Annotated in this window: 20 protein-coding genes and 1 tRNA gene; 10 read left to right on the forward strand and 11 right to left on the reverse strand. The window is 38.9% G+C overall.

Translation table 11 applies throughout. From position 1 onward, the window contains the following. Positions 1-5: 5 nt before the first annotated feature. The gene (locus tag ACMUMK_RS06810) at positions 6-641 is read right to left on the reverse strand and encodes a response regulator transcription factor (protein ID WP_414700388.1); all 636 of its coding nucleotides are present in this window, start codon (positions 639-641) and stop codon (positions 6-8) included. A gap of 11 nt (positions 642-652) precedes the next feature. Further along, entirely contained in the window at positions 653-1,822 is a 1,170-nt protein-coding gene (locus tag ACMUMK_RS06815; RefSeq protein ID WP_414701376.1) for a two-component system sensor histidine kinase NtrB, read from the reverse strand. Positions 1,823-1,986: 164 nt separating this feature from the next. Here ACMUMK_RS06815 and ACMUMK_RS06820 point away from each other — a divergent pair, with 164 nt between their 5' ends. Then, a complete protein-coding gene (locus ACMUMK_RS06820; RefSeq protein ID WP_414700389.1) occupies positions 1,987-2,757 on the forward strand; it encodes a helix-turn-helix domain-containing protein in 771 nt (256 codons plus the stop codon). A 39-nt stretch (positions 2,758-2,796) separates the two neighbouring features. Here the strand turns inward: ACMUMK_RS06820 and ACMUMK_RS06825 are convergent, their stop codons facing one another. Continuing rightward, on the reverse strand, positions 2,797-3,786 hold the full coding sequence (locus ACMUMK_RS06825) for a 2-hydroxyacid dehydrogenase (protein WP_414700390.1): 990 nt from the start codon (positions 3,784-3,786) through the stop codon (positions 2,797-2,799). A 239-nt stretch (positions 3,787-4,025) separates the two neighbouring features. On the opposite strand from ACMUMK_RS06825, the gene ACMUMK_RS06830 reads away from it, so the two are divergent. Beyond that, positions 4,026-4,340, forward strand: a complete 315-nt coding sequence (locus ACMUMK_RS06830; protein WP_414700391.1) for a hypothetical protein — start codon at positions 4,026-4,028, stop codon at positions 4,338-4,340. A gap of 153 nt (positions 4,341-4,493) precedes the next feature. Continuing rightward, a complete protein-coding gene (locus ACMUMK_RS06835) occupies positions 4,494-4,745 on the forward strand; it encodes a hypothetical protein (protein ID WP_414700392.1) in 252 nt (83 codons plus the stop codon). A 12-nt stretch (positions 4,746-4,757) separates the two neighbouring features. On the opposite strand, the gene ACMUMK_RS06840 is transcribed toward ACMUMK_RS06835, so the two are convergent. The 4 genes from ACMUMK_RS06840 to ACMUMK_RS06855 all read right to left on the reverse strand — a co-directional run bounded on the left by ACMUMK_RS06840 (position 4,758) and on the right by ACMUMK_RS06855 (position 7,486). Beyond that, positions 4,758-4,834 (reverse strand) — tRNA-Val (locus ACMUMK_RS06840). Positions 4,835-5,020: 186 nt separating this feature from the next. Continuing rightward, positions 5,021-5,983, reverse strand: coding sequence for a DUF3080 family protein (locus tag ACMUMK_RS06845; RefSeq protein WP_414700393.1), 963 nt, complete (start codon positions 5,981-5,983; stop codon positions 5,021-5,023). 47 nt (positions 5,984-6,030) lie between these two features. Further along, on the reverse strand, positions 6,031-6,774 hold the full coding sequence (locus ACMUMK_RS06850) for a pteridine reductase (protein ID WP_414700394.1): 744 nt from the start codon (positions 6,772-6,774) through the stop codon (positions 6,031-6,033). A 70-nt stretch (positions 6,775-6,844) separates the two neighbouring features. Beyond that, positions 6,845-7,486, reverse strand: coding sequence for an START domain-containing protein (locus ACMUMK_RS06855; protein WP_414700395.1), 642 nt, complete (start codon positions 7,484-7,486; stop codon positions 6,845-6,847). A gap of 177 nt (positions 7,487-7,663) precedes the next feature. On the opposite strand from ACMUMK_RS06855, the gene thrS reads away from it, so the two are divergent. The 7 genes from thrS (at position 7,664) to ihfA (ending at position 14,859) form a co-directional block, all read left to right on the forward strand. After that, entirely contained in the window at positions 7,664-9,577 is a 1,914-nt protein-coding gene (gene thrS / locus ACMUMK_RS06860) for a threonine--tRNA ligase (RefSeq protein WP_414700396.1), read from the forward strand. 38 nt (positions 9,578-9,615) lie between these two features. Continuing rightward, positions 9,616-10,143: a translation initiation factor IF-3 gene (infC, locus tag ACMUMK_RS06865; protein WP_414701377.1), complete on the forward strand. Its 528-nt coding sequence runs from the start codon at positions 9,616-9,618 to the stop codon at positions 10,141-10,143. 116 nt (positions 10,144-10,259) lie between these two features. Beyond that, positions 10,260-10,457 (forward strand): 50S ribosomal protein L35, encoded by a 198-nt coding sequence (gene rpmI / locus ACMUMK_RS06870; RefSeq protein ID WP_254855198.1) that lies wholly within the window; start codon positions 10,260-10,262, stop codon positions 10,455-10,457. A gap of 16 nt (positions 10,458-10,473) precedes the next feature. Next, complete coding sequence (gene rplT / locus ACMUMK_RS06875; RefSeq protein ID WP_133470422.1) at positions 10,474-10,830, forward strand: 50S ribosomal protein L20; 357 nt, start codon at positions 10,474-10,476, stop codon at positions 10,828-10,830. Between the two features lie 348 nt (positions 10,831-11,178). Beyond that, positions 11,179-12,159 carry a phenylalanine--tRNA ligase subunit alpha gene (pheS, locus tag ACMUMK_RS06880; RefSeq protein WP_414700397.1) on the forward strand — a complete coding sequence of 327 codons (981 nt, stop codon included), beginning with the start codon at positions 11,179-11,181 and terminating at the stop codon, positions 12,157-12,159. Positions 12,160-12,173: 14 nt separating this feature from the next. Beyond that, a complete protein-coding gene (gene pheT / locus ACMUMK_RS06885) occupies positions 12,174-14,558 on the forward strand; it encodes a phenylalanine--tRNA ligase subunit beta (RefSeq protein WP_414700398.1) in 2,385 nt (794 codons plus the stop codon). 4 nt (positions 14,559-14,562) lie between these two features. Further along, a complete protein-coding gene (gene ihfA, locus ACMUMK_RS06890; protein WP_414700399.1) occupies positions 14,563-14,859 on the forward strand; it encodes an integration host factor subunit alpha in 297 nt (98 codons plus the stop codon). Positions 14,860-14,925: 66 nt separating this feature from the next. Here the strand turns inward: ihfA and ACMUMK_RS06895 are convergent, their stop codons facing one another. From ACMUMK_RS06895 to ACMUMK_RS06910, 4 genes are all read right to left on the reverse strand, one after another. Then, positions 14,926-16,116, reverse strand: coding sequence for an aromatic amino acid transaminase (locus ACMUMK_RS06895; protein ID WP_414700400.1), 1,191 nt, complete (start codon positions 16,114-16,116; stop codon positions 14,926-14,928). 85 nt (positions 16,117-16,201) lie between these two features. After that, entirely contained in the window at positions 16,202-16,963 is a 762-nt protein-coding gene (locus ACMUMK_RS06900) for an NRDE family protein (protein WP_414700401.1), read from the reverse strand. 9 nt (positions 16,964-16,972) lie between these two features. Further along, positions 16,973-17,935, reverse strand: coding sequence for an FHA domain-containing protein (locus tag ACMUMK_RS06905; RefSeq protein ID WP_414700402.1), 963 nt, complete (start codon positions 17,933-17,935; stop codon positions 16,973-16,975). Continuing rightward, positions 17,926-19,179 carry a S1 family peptidase gene (locus tag ACMUMK_RS06910; RefSeq protein WP_414700403.1) on the reverse strand — a complete coding sequence of 418 codons (1,254 nt, stop codon included), beginning with the start codon at positions 19,177-19,179 and terminating at the stop codon, positions 17,926-17,928. Before ACMUMK_RS06910 ends, ACMUMK_RS06905 begins: the two co-directional genes overlap by 10 nt. Between the last annotated feature and the right edge of the window lie 226 nt (positions 19,180-19,405).

The raw sequence follows: 19,405 nt of genomic DNA on the forward strand, positions 1-19,405 counted from the left end.
AGTTTTTACTGGCAGGTTAAGCCCATAACCACTAATTCAGCTAATGAGTTGGCTTGCATTTTTTCCATGACATTAGCTCTGTGTATCTCAATAGTGCGCTGACTGAGGTTTAATTCATCAGCAATTAGCTTATTGGCTTGTCCTGCAATGACTCTCTTCATTATTTGCTTTTCTCTTTTCGTTAATGTGTCTATTCGTTTTTGTATTTCAAGTTGCTGTAATGCTTTATTTTGCTCTGCTTGATTAGTCGCTAATACATGTTGGATGCAATCTAGTAATACTTGTTCACGAAAAGGTTTTTGAATGAATTCAACGGCGCCTTGTTTCATTGCTTCTACCGCTAATGGCACATCGCCATGGCCGGATAGAAAAATAATAGGCAGGCTACAATTAAGTGTCTTAAGTTTTTGCTGACATTCCATACCACTCATTCCTGGCATTCGAATATCTAACACGATACAGCCTGTTAAGCTGGCAAAGTCTTCTTCATCAAAGGCTTCTAAAAACGAAATGGCATTGGGGTAGGTTTGGTTAGGTATAGACATAGAGTCTAATAATAGGCTGATGGCGTCTAATACTGCCTCATCATCGTCAACTAAATAAACAAGTGAATCTGAGAAGGTGGTTGATTTTGTATTCATAAGGTTTATTTCTATTTTTCGATGTGGGGTAAGGTAGTTGCGCCACTGGCAGGTAATGTAAAGGTAAAAATGCTACCTGATGGTTGGCCTTTTCGATAGGTTAGTTTACCTCCGTGTGCTTCAATTATGGTCTGACTAATGGAAAGGCCTACTCCCATACCTGAAGCTTTGGTGGTGTAAAAGGGCAAAAATAGCGATTCTTCTTGTTGCGCGTTAATACCGACACCAAAATCTTGCACTGCAACTTCTATATTTTTATCCCCAACCCAATGAGTACTTATTTGTATTGGTTTAGAAGGACATGCTTGTAATGAGTCAATAGCGTTGTTGATTAAGTTAAACAACACCTGCTGGATTTGAATGTCGTCAATATTGACCATAGGACGAGGGTTATTTGCTAGGTTTAATTCAATACCATGTTCAAGGATCCGCGTGTCTATCTCAGCTAAATTTAACGTGTTTTTTATTAAAGAGCTTAAATTTACTGTGGTTCGTATAACTTGCCCTTTTTTGACAAAATTCCTTAAACGGCTAATGACTTCGCTAGCACGGTGGGTTTGAGCGCTTATTTTGTCTAATGTTGCTTTCACTTTTACCAGTGATGGGTCTTCGGACTTAGGCTGGAATTGCTCAATAAAGTTTCGACAGGCTTGAGAGTAACTAGTAATAGCTGTGAGAGGTTGGTTAATTTCATGGGCAATGCCTGCGGCCATTTCTCCCATAGTACTTAATCTTGTGAATTGGGCTAACCGCTCTCGACTTTCATTTAAATCAGCCTGAACTTTCATCCGATCGCTAATATCGCGGATGATACCCACAAACTGTGGGTGGCTTGATTTTTTCACTTCACCCACCGATAGCTCAATAGGGAATATTTCACCGTTCGACTTTTGCGCTTTTACCTCTCGGCCAATTCCTATTACTTTAGCTTGCTTAGTCTCGTTAAAGTGCTGCAAATAGCCATCGTGAGCATCTTGGTAGGGCTGTGGCATTAAAATGCGTACATTCGCGCCTATTACATCTTTAGCTTGGTACCCAAACATTCTTTCTGCAGCATGGTTGAAAACCTCGATAGCGCCTCTATGGTCAATGACTATCATTGCATCCACTGCAGCATCAAGCAGCGCCAAGAACTGTGCATTGGTATCGAGTGGGTTGGGTTTAATTGTGTTTTCTCCCATTGTTGTCAAAGAAAGGGCTCCATAAAAGGCAAAACTACGTATTTACCGAAATAATTTACGCAGAATAACGAATATATCAGCACTAAGCTTACCGCTAGTATTTATCTCAAGGCTGATCTGCATCAAGGTGAGCCAATTTACTACATATAAGTAAGGAGTGTAAAATGTCTCAGTACGTTGCCCAACAGTCTTCTTTATGCCAGCACTGCGCTATGTCAGGTATGTGTTTTGACAAATCAAATACCAAGATTGTCTCTAAATCTCGGTCCCATAAAATATTCCATAAAACGGATGCTTTGTTTCGAGCTGGTGAGAAGTTTGATGCTATCTACATATTACGCTCAGGATCGGTAAAAGCTTCGTTGGTATCAGGAATGGGGCAAGAGCAAATTACTGGATTTTACTTTCCGGGAGATTTACTTGGATTAGATGGATTTGAAACAGGAGAGCATAGCCAAACTCTCAAATTTTTAGAAACAAGTAGTGTATGCCGTATTGCTTACAGTGAGTTGGATGCCGCTATGGCTAATTCATCAAGTATCAGGTTTAAGTTACTGCAAGGTATGAGTGAAGCACTTAATCTTGATGATAAGTTTATTCTTAACTCCCATTGTATGAACGCTAGCCAAAAATTTGCTTCGTTTCTTCTAAACTTATCTGAAAAGTTTGAAAACAGAGGTTTATCGAGTCATATATTTGATTTAAGTATGAGTCGTGTGGATATAGCCAATTATTTAGGAATGGCTGTTGAAACAGTTAGCCGGCAATTAACTCAGTTGCAAAAAGAGCAAACTATAGATGTTAATAAACGTAGAATAAGCATACTGGATATTCAGCGATTACATGATTGTGTTAATGGCGATAAACTCTTGTCTAACCAATTTATTGCAATGCCTAAAACTCGTATGTCTCACCATGCAATTGCTAGTTATTAACATTAAAATCATCTTACATTAGGCTTGGAAACGCCAAGCCTAAGTAACGCCATTTTTTATACTGCCATCTAACTCAAATTGATTGATATTTTCTAACGTTGTTTTTGCAATGTTTGACATAGCCTCATGGGTAAAAAAGCCCTGATGACTGGTAATAATCACGTTTGGGAAGGTCGTTAACCTAGCCAGTACATCATCTTGGATACCTTGCGCTGATAGATCTTCAAAAAATAGTGTCTCTTCCTCCTCGTAAACATCTAATCCTAATAAGCCCACTTTGCCTTTTTTAAGGGCTTGGATCATGGCTTTGCTATCAACTAACTTTCCGCGACTGGTATTAATAATAGCTACACCGTCTTGCATTTTGTCTAAGGATACTTGGTTGATTAGATGCTGGGTATCTGAGGTTAAGGGACAATGTAAAGAGATGATATTTGATTGGACAAATATTTCGTCTAAAGAAACATAATTGGCACCCAAATTAATACACTCTTCATTTGGGTAAGGGTCGTGGGCTAAAATTTTACAACCAAAACCATGCATAATTTTAATGAATGCTTGCCCAATTTTTCCTGTACCTATTACTCCTACAGTCTTATTGTGCAGATCAAACCCCATGAGGTTACTAAGGGAAAAGTCACCTTCTCGGGTGCGATTATAGGCTCTGTGAATCCCACGGTTTAAAGACAACAATAAAGCCACAGCATGTTCAGCAATGGAGTAAGGAGAGTAGGCCGGAACTCTTACCACGGCTAAGCCTAGATTTTTAGCACATTCTAAATCTACGTGATTAAACCCAGCTGACCGCAAAGCAATTAATTTAACACCTTTTTGCTGCAATATTGTTAGCACATCAGCATCTAGAGTATCGTTAATAAAAGCACATATTACTTTTTCACCGTCAACCAAAGAGGCAGTTTCTTTGTTTAAATGGCATGATAAATATCGAATTTCATGAGACGTACCTAATATTGCATGATCAAAGTAAGTTTTGTCATATTGCTTGGTATTGTAAAACGCGATTTTCATGGTGGGTTATGACCTATTTTGAATGTCTTATAAGACTAACAGCTACTATCATTTACTTATTGATGTTGGTCAAGGTATCAATAAAACAGCGTGATTTTTGTACCAAAGATATGGTCAATATTTGCCCGAAATACAAAAATCAGTTATAAAATAATTTACTAATGGCAGTTTGAAAAACAAGCGGGTTGAATGTGACTTTTTGTCGTCTAATTAATTGTTAATTACTAAAAGGGAAGTTTATGGATATTCCATTTTTAATATTAATCGTTAGTGCTTTATCTGGCATTATTTGCATTAGCCTCGGGTTTTTAATCACGGTAAAGAAGAAATATGAGCTAATAAATGGTGTAGATTTTACAGCTTTAAAAGAGCCAGAAAAGTTCGCTACATTTGTTGGTCACAGCATTTTATTAACAGGTGTTTTGATGATGCTATTAGGCTTTCTGGTATTTCAAGAGTTTATGGGGATTTATGTATTTTTAATGCTAATTGTAGTGTTTTCTATTATCCCTTTACCCGCTTTCTTTTTCGCTAAATCAAAGTATTTGAAGTGAGAACCATTGAGAATGGTCCTCTAGTCACTCCCCTAAAGGGATAATTAACAATTGGTTTTTGCTTTTTATACTGTTTTTTATATCTAGAAATATACAGCTAAGTAAGAGTAGTTAATAAAATAGCGTTGTAACCTTTTCAGAACAGGAAACTAAATGAAGATTAAATTAATAGCCGTCCTTCTAACCTGTGCTTTATCAAGTGGGTGCGCTTCTACGTCTAATAGATTTGCAAAAGACTTTTTTGATGGTGCTAGTTCAAGTGCTGAAAGGAGACAAAACAATAAGGCTTACAATACATATAGTAACAAAGGTGATTTCAAGAATGACCTTATAGAGGATTCTATGTCCGGTGTCTTGACTGCGTTCTTTCGTGGTATTTTTAGCTTAGGTAGTGATAATAACTAGTATTAGAAAGTTTGGTACAACCGAGTGGACTCGAACCACCGACCCCCACCATGTCAAGGTGGTGCTCTAACCAGCTGAGCTACGGTTGTATTGAATTAACGCTTAAAGACAGTGCTTTGAAGCGGCGCGTATAATAACTATGCCTTTATTAGTCTGCAAGACTTTTTTAGCTACACGGGGTTAATCGACTAGCTTTCATACAAAATGTTAATAAAGCGCTGCATATTTACGCTTTTATATTTTACACGACCTAATTGTTTGATTTTAATAGTTAGCTATATTTGTGTTGCTGATATATTGCATGTTTTAAATAGGGTTTGCCAAAAGGCTAAATGTTCTTTTAGTGCCTTCGAGTATTGTTCAAAATTTTCTTGTTCTTGTTGTCTTATATAGCCTTTAAATGCCGGTGACAGTTGTCTGTGTTTAACAACCTTGTCAAATATTGGTGTGAGCTGATAGTGGTAATGATTTAACTGTCCTGCAATGGGTTGTATTTTTTCTATAAAAAATAGTCTGAAGACATTGGTTAGGTATTCAAGTTTCTGTTTTTTAGGGGGAGTATCACACCCTAATTTGGATTCGTTTATTGTTAACCAATAAGTTAGTTGCTCAAGGTGATTACTTAGTAATAATTGAGTGTGCCAAATTCGAGCCGGTAATGGGGTATCTAATAATTGTTTTAGATGGCGTTCTATTTGTGATTGTTCGTTTACTGTAGGGGCTGAAAGCTCCATTAAATAATGTAAAGCGGCTTTGGTTTCATTTAAACCATCATTAGGTGTCCCATGAACAAAGCCTGTGTTTGTTGATAATCCATGTTTTATTTCAGTACTTGTTTGAACCAGGTTGGCCCATACTTTTGGAAATTGCTGCTCTTTGAGTGATAGCCAATGGGATAGTTTGGGTTGTAATTGAGGGCTTGTGGTTTCAGACAAACAGGTTTGTAATGCTTTTATTAACTTTGCTTCGTAAATATAACGTGTAGATGGCAGTTGTATGCGCCCCAGAACAGTATTTCGCTCCGCTACTAAAGAATATAGTTCACAGTGTTTGAGGCCGTAAAAGTCAGTGAGCTTTATGGTAGTGGAAGGAATACTTTGCGTTAAGGTGTTTATTTTAGGGTAGGGGGGAAGGCTCACCTGCGCTAGTTGAGCTGGTTCTACTTCGAGTATATTTGCCATACGTGATGAGTAATCATGCAAGTGATCTTCTATTGTATTGCTTGGCGTGCAAGACATTAAGGTAAATCCTAGTCCAGCAAGTATTATTGCCTTTATCAAAATGACTAACCTTTTGTATTTGAAGATAAGCTGCGTCCTCCATCAACAGCAATAATTTGACCAGTAACATAAGTCGCTTCAACTAAAAAGCCAATCGCATGGGCGATATCTTGCATTTGTCCTAATCGCTGTGCAGGTATTTGTTCTAAAATTTGTTGCTTATCTTCTTCTTTTAATTGGGTTTCTGGCCACAATATTGCGCCGGGGGCGACCCCGTTTACTCTTATTTTTGGGGCTAATTCGATGGCCAATGATTGAGTCATAGTAACAAGCGCTGATTTTGCCATGCAATACAAGGTGTGGTTTTTTAAGGGCCTAGCAGCATGAATGTCCACCATATTGATAATCACTCCGTTATTTAGTGCTAATGTATTTGCGCAATATTGGGACAAAAATAATGGTCCCTGCATGTTGCTGCCCACTAAGCTGTGCCAGTCATCTGTTGAAATACTGCCTATTGGTGTAGGGTAAAAAGATGATGCGTTATTAATCAGTACATCTAATCGACCAAAGGCATCAATGGCTTGTTGACCAATCGCCTCTACTGCATTTATATCCGATAAGCTTCCTTGTACAAGCGCTGTTGAATTAGGCCTAATTTTATTTAGTTGTTGACTAAGGGCTTCTGCTTCTGACTTTGATTTATCAAAATGAATTACGATATTTGAGCCTAATGAATGCAGGTATTTTGCTGTATGTGCGCCTATTCGTTTGGCACTGCCTGTAATAAAGGTAACTTTGTCTTTCATTAAATGTTACTTACTCAAGGAGAAAATAGAAGGATATATCTGAATAAAGCCAAAGACTAGAGAGGGATCACTAAGGTTGAATATTCTTTGGCTGATACTTGTCTAAAGGCATTATGTTTTGGAGATTAAGTAAAGTGTTATACAGTGAATCAACCAACTCTCTATTAGCTAAGAACGATGGTAACTTACCTCCTGGGTCCCCGCCGCCTTGGTAGCTTATTTCAGTCACACCCTTAGATATAGGGGTCGCTTTCCAAGTACCTTGCATGTTTTTCATCCTAACAAATTTTGGATGGGCCGGGATTAGGGAGCTTTTATCCGAAAGTTCTATTATTACCGAGTCTTCTATATAAGAAATGGTAGAATAGGTCACCATGTCACGATCTTTAACCGGCCATGGAGCACCAAAAAACGTATTCACTAGACTTTCAGTAGCCGATACTTTTTCTAATATCTCTACTTTTATACAGTTGTGGATCCACTCCGGGCAAGCTTCGATATCATCAAATAATGCTATTAATGCCAAAGGATGTGCACGTACTTGTGTTGTTGCAAGGACTTGGTCGTATCCAGAGGCAGTTTTTTGACTATAAACGCTAACATTGTGTTTTTGTTTCTTAAGGTCCCAAGTCTCTGCATATGTTGGACTATAAAAAATTGCGCATATTAAGAGTATTAGGTATGTCACTGTTTTTGATGTTGAGCATTGCATCGATAAACCTTATCTCGTTATAATATGTGCCGCTTTGATAGTAGCAGAGCGTATTTGTTATAAGCACCCTTTTTTGGGTGTTTTTTATTTTTATCAATCGGTTTAATAGTTTAAAGCTGATTCACTATATTCGCATGTGGCGCTTGGTAGGTGTCACCACTGCATTAAGGATTCTATATGCCCGTAATTACTCTTCCCGATGGCAGTCAACGCCAATTTGATCACGCAGTTTCTGTACTTGATGTTGCTAACGATATAGGCCCTGGTTTAGCTAAAGCTACTATAGCCGGTAAAGTTGACGGTGTTCGCGTTGATGCTTGTGACCTTATTGAGCAAGATGCAAAATTGCAGATTATCACAGCAAAAGATGAAGATGGTCTTGAGATTATTCGTCACTCTTGTGCTCATTTAATAGGTCATGCAATTAAACAGCTTTATCCAGATGTAAAAATGGCTATTGGTCCAACGATTGATAATGGCTTTTACTACGATATCGATATGGAACATTCGTTAAATGACGATGACTTAGTAAAAATTGAAAAACGCATGTTACAACTTGCTAAAACTAATTACCCGGTTGTGAAAAAGGTTGTGAGCTGGCAAGAAGCGCGCGATGCGTTTGAAGCCCGAGGCGAAACCTACAAAATTCAAATTCTTGATGAAAACATAGATAAAGACGACAAACCAGGTTTGTATCATCACGAAGAATATATAGATATGTGCCGTGGTCCGCATGTTCCAAATATGCGTTTTTGTCAGCACTTTAAGATAATGAAGGTGGCTGGAGCCTATTGGCGTGGTGACAGTGACAATAAAATGTTACAGCGAATCTACGGTACAGCTTGGGCTGATAAAAAGCAGCTTAAAGCCTATTTAAATCGCTTAGAAGAAGCAGAAAAGCGCGATCACCGAAAAATTGGTAAAGCATTAGATTTGTTTCACTTCCAAGATGAAGCCCCTGGTATGGTATTTTGGCACGATGCTGGGTGGACTATTTATACTGAACTTGAAAAATTTGTACGTTCAAAATTAAGTGAATATAACTACGGTGAAGTAAAAGGTCCGTTAATGATGGATCGTAGTTTGTGGGAAAAATCAGGCCATTGGGACAAATTTGGTGACGCTATGTTTACCACTGAATCTGAAAAGCGTGAATACGCGATTAAACCAATGAACTGCCCAGGGCATGTACAGATTTTTAATCAAGGTTTGAAGTCTTACCGTGATTTGCCATTGCGAATGGCTGAATTTGGTTGTTGTCATCGAAACGAGCCTTCAGGTGGATTACACGGACTGATGCGAGTACGTGGATTTACTCAAGATGATGCTCATGTATTTTGTACTGAAGAGCAAATCCTTGAAGAAGTCGGTAGTTGTATTGATATGATTTACGATGCCTATCGAACATTTGGTTTTGAAAAAATCGTTGTTAAGCTCTCAACACGCCCAGAAAAAAGAGTGGGCAGCGATGAAGTTTGGGATAAAGCTGAAGCTGAATTAGCAGAAGCATTAAATCAAAAAAATATTGAATTTAGTTACTTACCTGGTGAAGGGGCGTTTTATGGTCCTAAAATTGAATTCACTTTATATGACTGTCTAGATAGAGCTTGGCAATGCGGTACTGTGCAATTAGATTTTTCTATGCCAGGTCGTTTAGGGTCAACTTATGTTGCCGAAGATGGTGAACGTAAAGTTCCTGTTATGATCCACCGTGCTGTTTTGGGTTCTTTAGAACGTTTTATCGGTATTTTGGTAGAAGAGTATTCTGGATTTTTCCCTCTTTGGTTAGCACCGACTCAAGCGGTTGTTATGAATATTACGGACAAACAAGCCGATTATTCGAATAAAGTAGTGAAAAAGTTAAAAGAAAGTGGATTTAGAGCCAAGTCAGACTTGAGAAATGAGAAAATAGGCTTTAAAATCCGCGAGCACACGCTAAGGCGTGTACCTTATCTGCTTGTTGTTGGCGATAAAGAGATGGAAAGTGGTGAAATTGCCGTACGTTCACGTAAAGGTGATGACCTCGGAAAAATGTCTATAGATGCGTTTATAGAAATGGCATCGTCAGAAGTCAACAGCAAAGCTATTTGATTAATCTTTTGGAGGAATAACATATTAAAGGCGCTAACATTAAGGCTAAAGATTCGAATAAAGCTCGAATCAATGAAGAAATTACGGTAAATGAAGTTCGCTTGGTAGGTCCTACTGGAGAACAATTAGGTGTTGTATCACTTACCGAAGCTATGAATACTGCTGAACAAGCAAATTTAGATTTGGTTGAAATTAGCCCTAATGCTGAACCGCCAGTATGTAAAGTAATGGATTACGGTAAGTTCTTGTTTGAAAAAAGCAAGACACTTAAAGAGCAAAAGAAGAAGCAAAAGCAAATTCAGGTCAAGGAGATTAAATTTCGCCCTGGCACTGATGAAGGCGATTACCAGGTAAAACTGCGCAACCTGCGTCGCTTTCTAGAAGCGGGTGACAAGGCCAAAGTAACGATACGTTTTCGCGGTCGTGAAATGGCGCACCAAGAGATTGGCATTGAACAGCTAAAACGTGTAAGAGCGGATTTAGAAGATATAGCCAACTGCGAGTCTTTCCCTCATAGGGTAGAGGGTCGTCAGATGATCATGGTGCTTGCCCCAATTAAGAAGTAGTTAAGGTTTACAAGTAGTTCGGATTCTGCACCCGTTCTCACCTTGCTGCAAAACATGAAACTTAGACTTTGCGTTTCTGCAAAACAAAAAGTCCTTAACAATGCGGAGTTTTAGCAATGCCTAAAATGAAATCCAACAGTGGAGCAGCCAAGCGTTTTAGAAAAACCGCTTCAGGTCGCTTTAAAAGCAAGCAGTCTCACTTGCGTCATATTTTGACCAAGAAGAGTTCTAAGCGTAAACGTCACTTACGTGGCAAAAAATTAGTACATACGGCGGATACAGCACTTATCCAACGCATGTTACCTTACGTTTAAGACAGGAGACTAGAAAATGGCAAGAGTAAAACGCGGTGTTGTCGCACGTGCCCGTCACAAAAAGGTACTGAAGCAAGCCAAAGGTTATTATGGAGCTCGTAGTCGAGTTTATCGTGTTGCTGTACAAGCAGTAACAAAAGCTGGTCAATATGCTTACCGTGACCGTCGTCAACGTAAACGTCAATTCCGTCAATTGTGGATTGCTCGTATTAATGCGGCGTCTCGTCAAAATGGTTTGTCTTACAGCCGTTTCATCAATGGTTTGAAAAAAGCTTCTGTTGAAATCGATCGTAAGATCTTAGCCGACATAGCGGTACATGATAAAAATGCATTTAGCGCATTAGTAGATGCTGCTAAAGGTGCATTAGCTTAATTCTTTAAACAATTAAGTTTAAGTTCTTTCAAGAAACGGCGAGCCAGGATGGTTCGCCGTTTTTTTTGTCTAAGGAATAATATTTCCAAATATCTCATCTCTATACTCCTTAGATAACTTCTAACTTGTCTATTTGCTGCTGAGGTGGTTTAGAGCGGCAAAGTTACTATCAGTGAGTTATTGCTAAATACTTTAATTGAGATAAAAAAAGCTTTAAAAATCCGTAGTTTCCGTACATTACGTATAGCCTCGCTACCTTGCTTTCGTGTAGAATTACCGGTTCTTAAAAATACGCATGTGCTGTAAATTTATAGCCTGACTTAATATATAATGTAATTCGAGGAAACTATGGATCTTGATGCCATAATCAAAGAGGCTGAAACTCAAATCAACCTAGCTCCAGATGTAAACACTCTAGATGGCGTTCGTGTGGAGTTTATGGGTAAAAAAGGTCGCATGACAGAGTTACTCAAAGGCTTAGGTAAATTGTCTAATGAAGAGCGTCCAGCAGCCGGCCAAAAAATTAATATTGCCAAGCAACAAATTCAAAAGCTTATTCAGGCTAGAGGCGACACCTTACGTACTCAAGAATTAAACAAGAAGCTGGCTGCGGAAAGTATTGATGTTACTTTACCAGGAAGAGGCCAATCTCGCGGTGGCTTGCATCCGGTTACGCGCACAATCAATCGTATAGAAAGCTTTTTTAATGAATTAGGCTTTAGCGTAAAAACAGGCCCTGAAGTCGAAGATGGCTTTCATAACTTTGATGCGCTGAATATTCCTGCGAACCATCCAGCTAGAGCGGATCACGACACGTTTTATTTTAATCCAGACGTGATGTTGAGAACACAGACGTCTGGCGTGCAAATACGCACAATGGAACACGAGCAGCCGCCGTTACGTATTATTTCTCCAGGTCGTGTTTACCGAAACGATTACGATCAAACTCACACTCCTATGTTTCATCAAGTTGAAGGTTTGATGGTTGATAAAGATGTGAGTTTTGCTGAGTTAAAGGGAATTTTACATGATTTCCTGAATAACTTTTTTGAGCAGGATTTACAGGTTAGATTTCGTCCTTCTTATTTTCCATTTACAGAGCCTTCTGCAGAGGTAGACGTGATGGGGAAAAACGGTAAATGGTTAGAAGTCTTAGGATGTGGAATGGTGCATCCTAATGTATTGAAGGCTGTAAATATTGATCCTGAAATATACACCGGATTTGCCTTTGGTATGGGGGTAGAGCGTTTGACTATGTTGCGTTATGAAGTAAACGATTTACGTGCATTTTTCGAAAACGATCTTCGTTTCCTCAAGCAGTTTAATTAGGTCGAGCCAAGAATATGAAATTTAGTGAAAAGTGGTTGAGAGAGTGGGTTAATCCTGCAATATCTACTGAAGAGTTATCCGAGCAGCTGAGTATGGCTGGTCTTGAAGTTGATGGTGTTGAGCCGGTAGCGGGTGAGTTTTCTGGCGTTGTGGTTGGTGAAGTCGTTGAATGCGGCCAGCATCCTGATGCCGATAAATTGCAGGTTACCAAAGTTAATGTTGGTGAAGACGAATTACTTGATATTGTTTGTGGTGCGCCTAATTGTCGTCAAGGGCTTAAGGTTGCAGTGGCAAAAGTTGGTGCGGTTTTACCTGGTAACTTTAAAATCAAGAAAGCTAAATTACGAGGTCAGCCTTCGTTTGGTATGTTGTGTAGTTTTTCTGAATTAGGTATTTCTGATGACCATGATGGTATTTTAGAGTTGCCTCAAGATGCTGAAATTGCAACAGATATTAGAGAGTACTTGCAACTTGAAGATGTGTCAGTTGAAGTTGATTTAACTCCAAATAGGGCTGATTGTTTAGGTATTAAAGGCTTAGCCCGTGAAGTCGGTGTACTGAATCAAATAGCGGTAACTGAGCCAGACGTTAAAGATGTTGATGTTACCATTGAAGATGTTCGTGCTATTTCTCTTCAAGCGTCAGACGCATGCCCGAGATACTTAGGACGTGTCATAAAAAATATAGATGTGAAAGCCTCTTCTCCATTGTGGATGGTTGAAAAGTTACGCCGCTCTGGAATAAGAAGTATTGACCCAGTTGTAGATGTCACTAATTTTGTTTTGTTAGAGTTAGGCCATCCAATGCATGCTTTTGATAATGACAAGCTTTCTGGGGACGTTATTGTACGTTTAGCAAATGACTCAGAAAAGTTAACTTTATTGGATGGCAATGAAGTGTCGTTACAAAGCAACACTCTAGTGATCGCAGACTCTGAGAAAGCACTAGCCATGGCTGGTATTTTTGGAGGACAAGACTCTGGTGTGACAGATGATACTAAAGACATCTTCTTAGAAAGTGCCTACTTTGATCCAGACTTGATTAAAGGTAAGGCCCGTCAATACGGCTTACACACAGACGCTTCCCATCGTTACGAGCGTGGGGTTGACCCTCAATTACAGCGTACAGCTATGGAAAGAGCCAGCGCTTTGTTACTTGAGATTGTAGGTGGCGAAGCAGGTCCAATTGTAGAAGCTGTAGATGAATCTCTAGTTCCTCAGAGTCGTTCTGTGACCCTTAGAAAAAGTCGTTTAACTAAAGTTCTTGGTATTGAAATTGCTTCAGATAAAGTAACAGATATTATTGAACGATTAGGGTTTGATGTTTCATTAGAAAGCGATGTTTGGAATGTAAGTGTTCCTCCCTATAGATTTGATATTAGTATTGAAGAAGATCTAATTGAAGAAGTAGCGAGAGTATATGGATACAACAGTATTCCGCATATTGCGCCTGTCGCAAGTTTGCAGATGTCTAAGCATCAAGAGCAAAAAATTCAATTAGGTGAATTAAAAAGCAGTTTAGTTGAGAATGGTTATCAAGAGGCTATTACTTACTCATTTGTTGACCCTAAAGTTCAATCTGCTTTGTATCCTGATGTAGAAGGAATGGCATTGCCACATCCGATTTCATCAGAAATGTCGACTATGCGGGTAAGTTTATGGACAGGCTTATTACAAGCTGTTTCTCATAACCAAAAGCGTCAGCAGTCTAGAGTTAGATTGTTTGAATCAGGGTTACGCTTTATTCCAGACAATAGTGAAAAAGCTGGAGTGCGACAAGAGCTGGTTATTAGTGGTGCAGTGGCTGGTACGGTCGCAGATGAAAGCTGGGATAACCCAACTAAAACAGTAGATTTCTACGATGTAAAAGCCGATGTAGAAAATTTACTTAATACTGCAGGGATATCCGAATATAGATTTGAGTTATGTCAGCACAGTGTATTACATCCAGGCCAAAGTGCTGCAATTTTTGTAGCTGATAACCTAGTGGGGTACATAGGTGCCGTTCACCCTCAATTCGAAAAGGTGTTAGGTGTTAATGGCCGTACATTTGTATTTGAATTAGAAATATCTGCATTAGGCCTTAAGAAATTACCGGTTGCAGAAGAAATTTCAAAATTTCCTGCAAATAGACGTGACATTGCAATTGTTGTAGACAATGATAAAGTAGTAGGCGACATATTGAGTTGCATAGAAAAATCTAGCGCAAATCAATTGGTTGGCCTAAACTTGTTCGATGTATATACTGGCAGTGGAATTCCAGAAGGAAAGAAAAGCTTGGCAATTTCACTCACATTACAAGACAAAAGTAAAACATTAGAAGAAAACGATATTCAGGCAACAGTTGATGAAATTTTAGCTGTTTTGTCAGACAAGTTTGAAGCATCTTTGAGGGACTGACGGTATGGCGTTAACCAAAGCCGAAATGGCGGAACATTTATTTGAAAAACTAGGGATTAATAAGCGCGATGCGAAAGATCTTGTTGAGACATTTTTTGAAGAAGTGCGTGAAGCCTTAGAGTCTGGCGAACAAGTAAAATTGTCGGGCTTTGGTAACTTTGACTTAAGGGAAAAAAGTGAAAGGCCAGGAAGAAATCCAAAAACAGGAGAAGACATCCCTATTAAAGCTAGAAGGGTTGTTACTTTTAGACCTGGGCAGAAGCTTAAAAGTAGAGTAGAGAACTCAAAGCCTAATGACTAACAATCTTTAGGCATAAAAAAACCGGTTAAGGTGAACGCCTTAACCGGTTTTTTATTGGTTTTGGTTTTATAAAACCGATACTAATGCTTTTGCTAAAGTATCAACATTGTTTTTACTGATACCTGCAATATTGACTCTGCTAGAACCAACGAAATAAACACTGTGTTGTTCTCTTACTGCTTGAACCTGTTCAGGTGTGATGCATAAAAATGAAAACATACCTTTTTGCTTTTTAACAAATTCAAAGTCTTTAGTAGCACCATATTCATTCATTTTAGATACTAACAACGAACGCAAGTCTTGCATTCTGCTGCGCATACCTTCTACTTCTGCTACCCATTCAGCTTTAAGGGCTGCATCATTAAGGATGATATCAACCAGTGCTCCACCATATGAAGGTGGCATAGAATAGATACCACGGGCAATTGCTTGGATTTGAGTTTGAATGGCTTGGCGAGTCTTAGTGTTTTCAGTAACCATGACAGCAATACCCACTCTCTCACGGTATAGACCGAAGTTCTTAGAGCATGAAGCAGCTATTAGTACTTCAGGTAGGTTGTTTACCAATAAACGCATACCATAAGCATCTTCTTCTAACCCATCACCAAAACCTTGGTAAGCAGTATCTACAAAAGGAATGAAGCCTGTCTTTTTAGCTAGCTCTAAAACTACTTGCCATTGCTCTTTGCTTAAATCGGCACCTGTTGGGTTGTGGCAGCAACCATGTAGTAAAACTATGTCACCTTTTTTCACCTTACCTAAACATTCAGCCATAGCATCAAAGTTTATTGAGGCATTTTCTTTATCAAAATACGGGTAAGTTTCTAAATTTAAACCAGCATTGCCGATCAAAGGGATATGGTTGGCCCAAGTTGGATCACTTACCCAAACTGTAGTTGTATCGTCACAACGCTTAACTAATTCTGCTAGGATGCGCAACGCGCCACAGCCACCTGGAGCTTGAACTGCTGCAATACGATCTGCTAGTAATACAGGGTTACCTTTGCCTAACATTAACTCTAGCATGCCATCAATATAACCTTGTACACCTTGAGGGGTGATATAAGTCTTTGAGTCTTCTTTATCTAGCAAAATCGTTTGAGCTTTACTAACTGAGCTTAAAATTGGGGTGTGACCTTGTTCGTCTTTATAAACGCCAACACCTAAGTCAATTTTGTGTGGATTGTTATCAGCTTTAAACGCCGTAGATAAACCTAAAATAGGGTCGGCTGGAAGTTGCGGCAATACGTCAAACATGATGTTCCTTAAATGATCTTTATTAAAAAGGCTGAATAGGCGCGTATTATGACATCGCGTATTGAAAAAACGAGTCGATTTTGCACTAAATTATATTGAAATTAAAATTTTTACTTGATGTGCACACAGCTTCACTATTGTAGGTCTTCTCATGCCAGAATACATTGTGATTTTTATCTACTTTTAATACAGTGGAAGAGCGTGTGCCGTAATCTTTACCTTTAATAAATATCGAAGACACATAACGTTCCCACTCAAGTGATACACCTGTCTTAGGAAGTTCTTCATCTGGCGCTTTAGAGGTATCTAACAACAGCTCAAATAAAATATTGGAGTGAATATCGTGGCCATCTTTGCAGTACTCTTCTAGTGCAGCTACGCCTTTATTTATTTTGGGCCAGGGACTATTTAAGTCTGCATTCGATAATCCATAGTAGCCATCAGTGAGGGCTTGTAATTCGTCACTATGGTTATTGTATACAGATAGCTTATTCCATTTTCCAAATAGAAGGTTGTAGCCATTGTAGTTTTGCTTACTACTAGATAACTTCGTGCCATAGCTATCACTAGGATGTTTTAAAAATTCACTGACCAGCTCGCCACGGGATACAGCATTTGGATTGATTCTTTCAGGGTTTCGAATATTCGTTAAAGAGGCTAAAAAGCCTTGCTTATTGATCCCCATCCATGTTCCGCCCGCCACCATATCTTGGCCTGCGAGTATTTGCTGATTAGGAGGCCAATAATGGGACTCAGTGGTTTCGCGATTAAAGAATTCGTCTCGATTTGCAGCAATCACCAGGGGATAATCTTTATGGCGATTAACTGCTACAAATAATATACACATTAAATTACCTTACAAAGCCTTACTCTTTAGTTTATCTACTTCTACAAACAAGTTTTCTGTTCTCTCAACAAACTCCTGCGTATCTATACTGCGGGTTAGGTTATATGTTGGCGGAAGTAAAATAGGGTCATAAGTAGGGCGAGGGTTGAAGTCTTCACTGTTAATGAACCCAAGAACATAGATAGGCGCTATGATAGCGGCGCTCATTAAAACAGAGATAACATTTCTGCGTCTGTTGGTTTGGTGGAATCCAATGAATAAGGTTAACCAAATAAAACCTACCGTAAGGCCTGCAAACAACAATAATTCAAACCATGAAAACCAACCACCTGGGTGGATGTTAAAAATGACAACACTTTTTGCCAGCAGCAGTAAATTAACCAGCAGGAACATCAATAATGTTAAATTAACTTGATTGGTTAAGTGGCTTTCTTTTTTAACAACTTTTGCAAGTATAGCGAAACATAAAGGCCATAAACAAAATGCTGCCAATTGGCCAAGTTCAGTCGGTAGTGCTTTGATAATATTAAACTCATTAACACTGCTAAAAAATTCTAATGCCAACATTAAACCTAAGCACAAAAATGAAAGTGCGACGGCAAGGGGGGCTCTATTTAACCAGTTTAAATTTTCTTCTAGCTCACTTAATGGAATAGCCTCAGCCAATGGCGCTTTAGTGTCTATTATTCTAAGACGGGTGCGGCCGACTTTGATTATATCCTGTGGGTTTAACTTTGCCTGTGTAACAAACTTGTTGTTTACTTTTATACCATTTGCAGACTTGCAATCATTTACCATTAAAAGCCCAGACTCAGGATCCATGGCAACTAACATATGACTAGGGCATACATAAGGGTCGTCTAGACGCAGGTCATTGTTGAAATCTCTTCCAACACACACATAGTCTTGTTCAAATTTATAGTGCTTTAACGGGATGTTTTTGCGAGAAAGAAGCTCTAATACTATTGCCATGATATTGCATCCATAAATTTTTGTGAAAACACTAAGGCTGAGTCTTTGGTTACCCCTGCTAGGGTATAATGGCTGAGTAGCCCTTTGTTTTTGTGGTCTATGCTAGCGCCAACAAAAAGAACATCGTATAGCTCATCGAAATCTTTATAGGCTCTTACACAAAAAACTGTTTTATTTGTGACTCCATGACGATTTGTCACTTTATCTTCTTCACATTTAAAGTTGGTGACATCTGCCTTAGATGCGTTATTACTTGGTCCGGCTCCAGTAATACTTTGAGAGAAGAAATTATAAAACCGATGCTCACCTAGGGATTTACCGTCTAACCATTCAAACTCTAATTCTAAGCCTCCTGTGCGTAAACCACCGTGCACATATATCTGTTCATCAAGTTGGCAGCGACTCTCAACGGATAAAAATAGCGCTTCTTTATCACTAGTATTAGAGCCACCCCAGCATGAAATAAACTCGGTAATATTTGAAGGGACCAATGCTTCGCCTAGCTCTCTGGTTGGCCACTCTCTCATTTTCAATCTATCGATCAATACTTGCTGATTGGCCTTTATTTGCTGTTGCAATCGGGCTTTTAACTGGTCATTTTCGAGGGGAGCTGCTTCTTGGCTTTCTAATAGCCCCAGTATTTTGGATAATGGAATTAGAAAACCAATTTGATTACCAGCAGTTGCTACGTTAACACCCATCACTTCACCCAAGTCGTTGACTACAGGCCCTCCACTCATACCTGGGTTAATGGAGCCAGTAAAATGAATACGCTGATAAAAGCTATTTTTCTTTAAGCCATTAAAGGTACCCGGGACTACTATCATGCCTAAATCATGGGGGTTACCTAATGAATAAATATCACTGCCTTGTTCTGGAAGAGAGGATGCAATAGGGAAGGCCGCTTCATCAGCAAGTTGGAGCTTTCTAACCAATGCTAGGTCATTAACAACATCCACATCAACTAGCTGCAATTTGCCTTCGCTACCATCGTTAGCCATGTACTCAATACGGAATTTGTCAGGGTTATAAACATATTCTGAAACAACATGGTAATTGGTGACTATATTGCCTTGAAGGTCAACTTGGAAACCAGATCCTATTGATGATTTGTTACCAGATTCAAGTTCAATAATTTTTATTTGATACAAAGCTGTGCGGTGTTGCCCAAATAAACTTTGAGCGGTTTGCTGGCTATAGGCTGTAAAGCTAAACAAACACAACAAAAATACTAAAATTTTCAATATATAACTTCCGGTGAAAGTGGGTAAAAGCTTAAGTAGACTTCAGTTTTAGTGTTAACATCTTGTTTACACTAGATAAAACGGTCTCTTTAAGTAAATGTGCCAATAGTGTAAATTGCGCGGCCCAATATTGAAATGCTTGATAGACTAAATAATTCTATTCTTTGAACAAAACTATTCACTCAAAGGCGCTGTTTAGATATTTATTGCAAAACTTGATACAAGT

The organism is Paraglaciecola sp. 2405UD69-4, from assembly GCF_047525415.1.
In the GTDB taxonomy this organism is placed as follows: Bacteria; Pseudomonadota; Gammaproteobacteria; order Enterobacterales; family Alteromonadaceae; genus Paraglaciecola.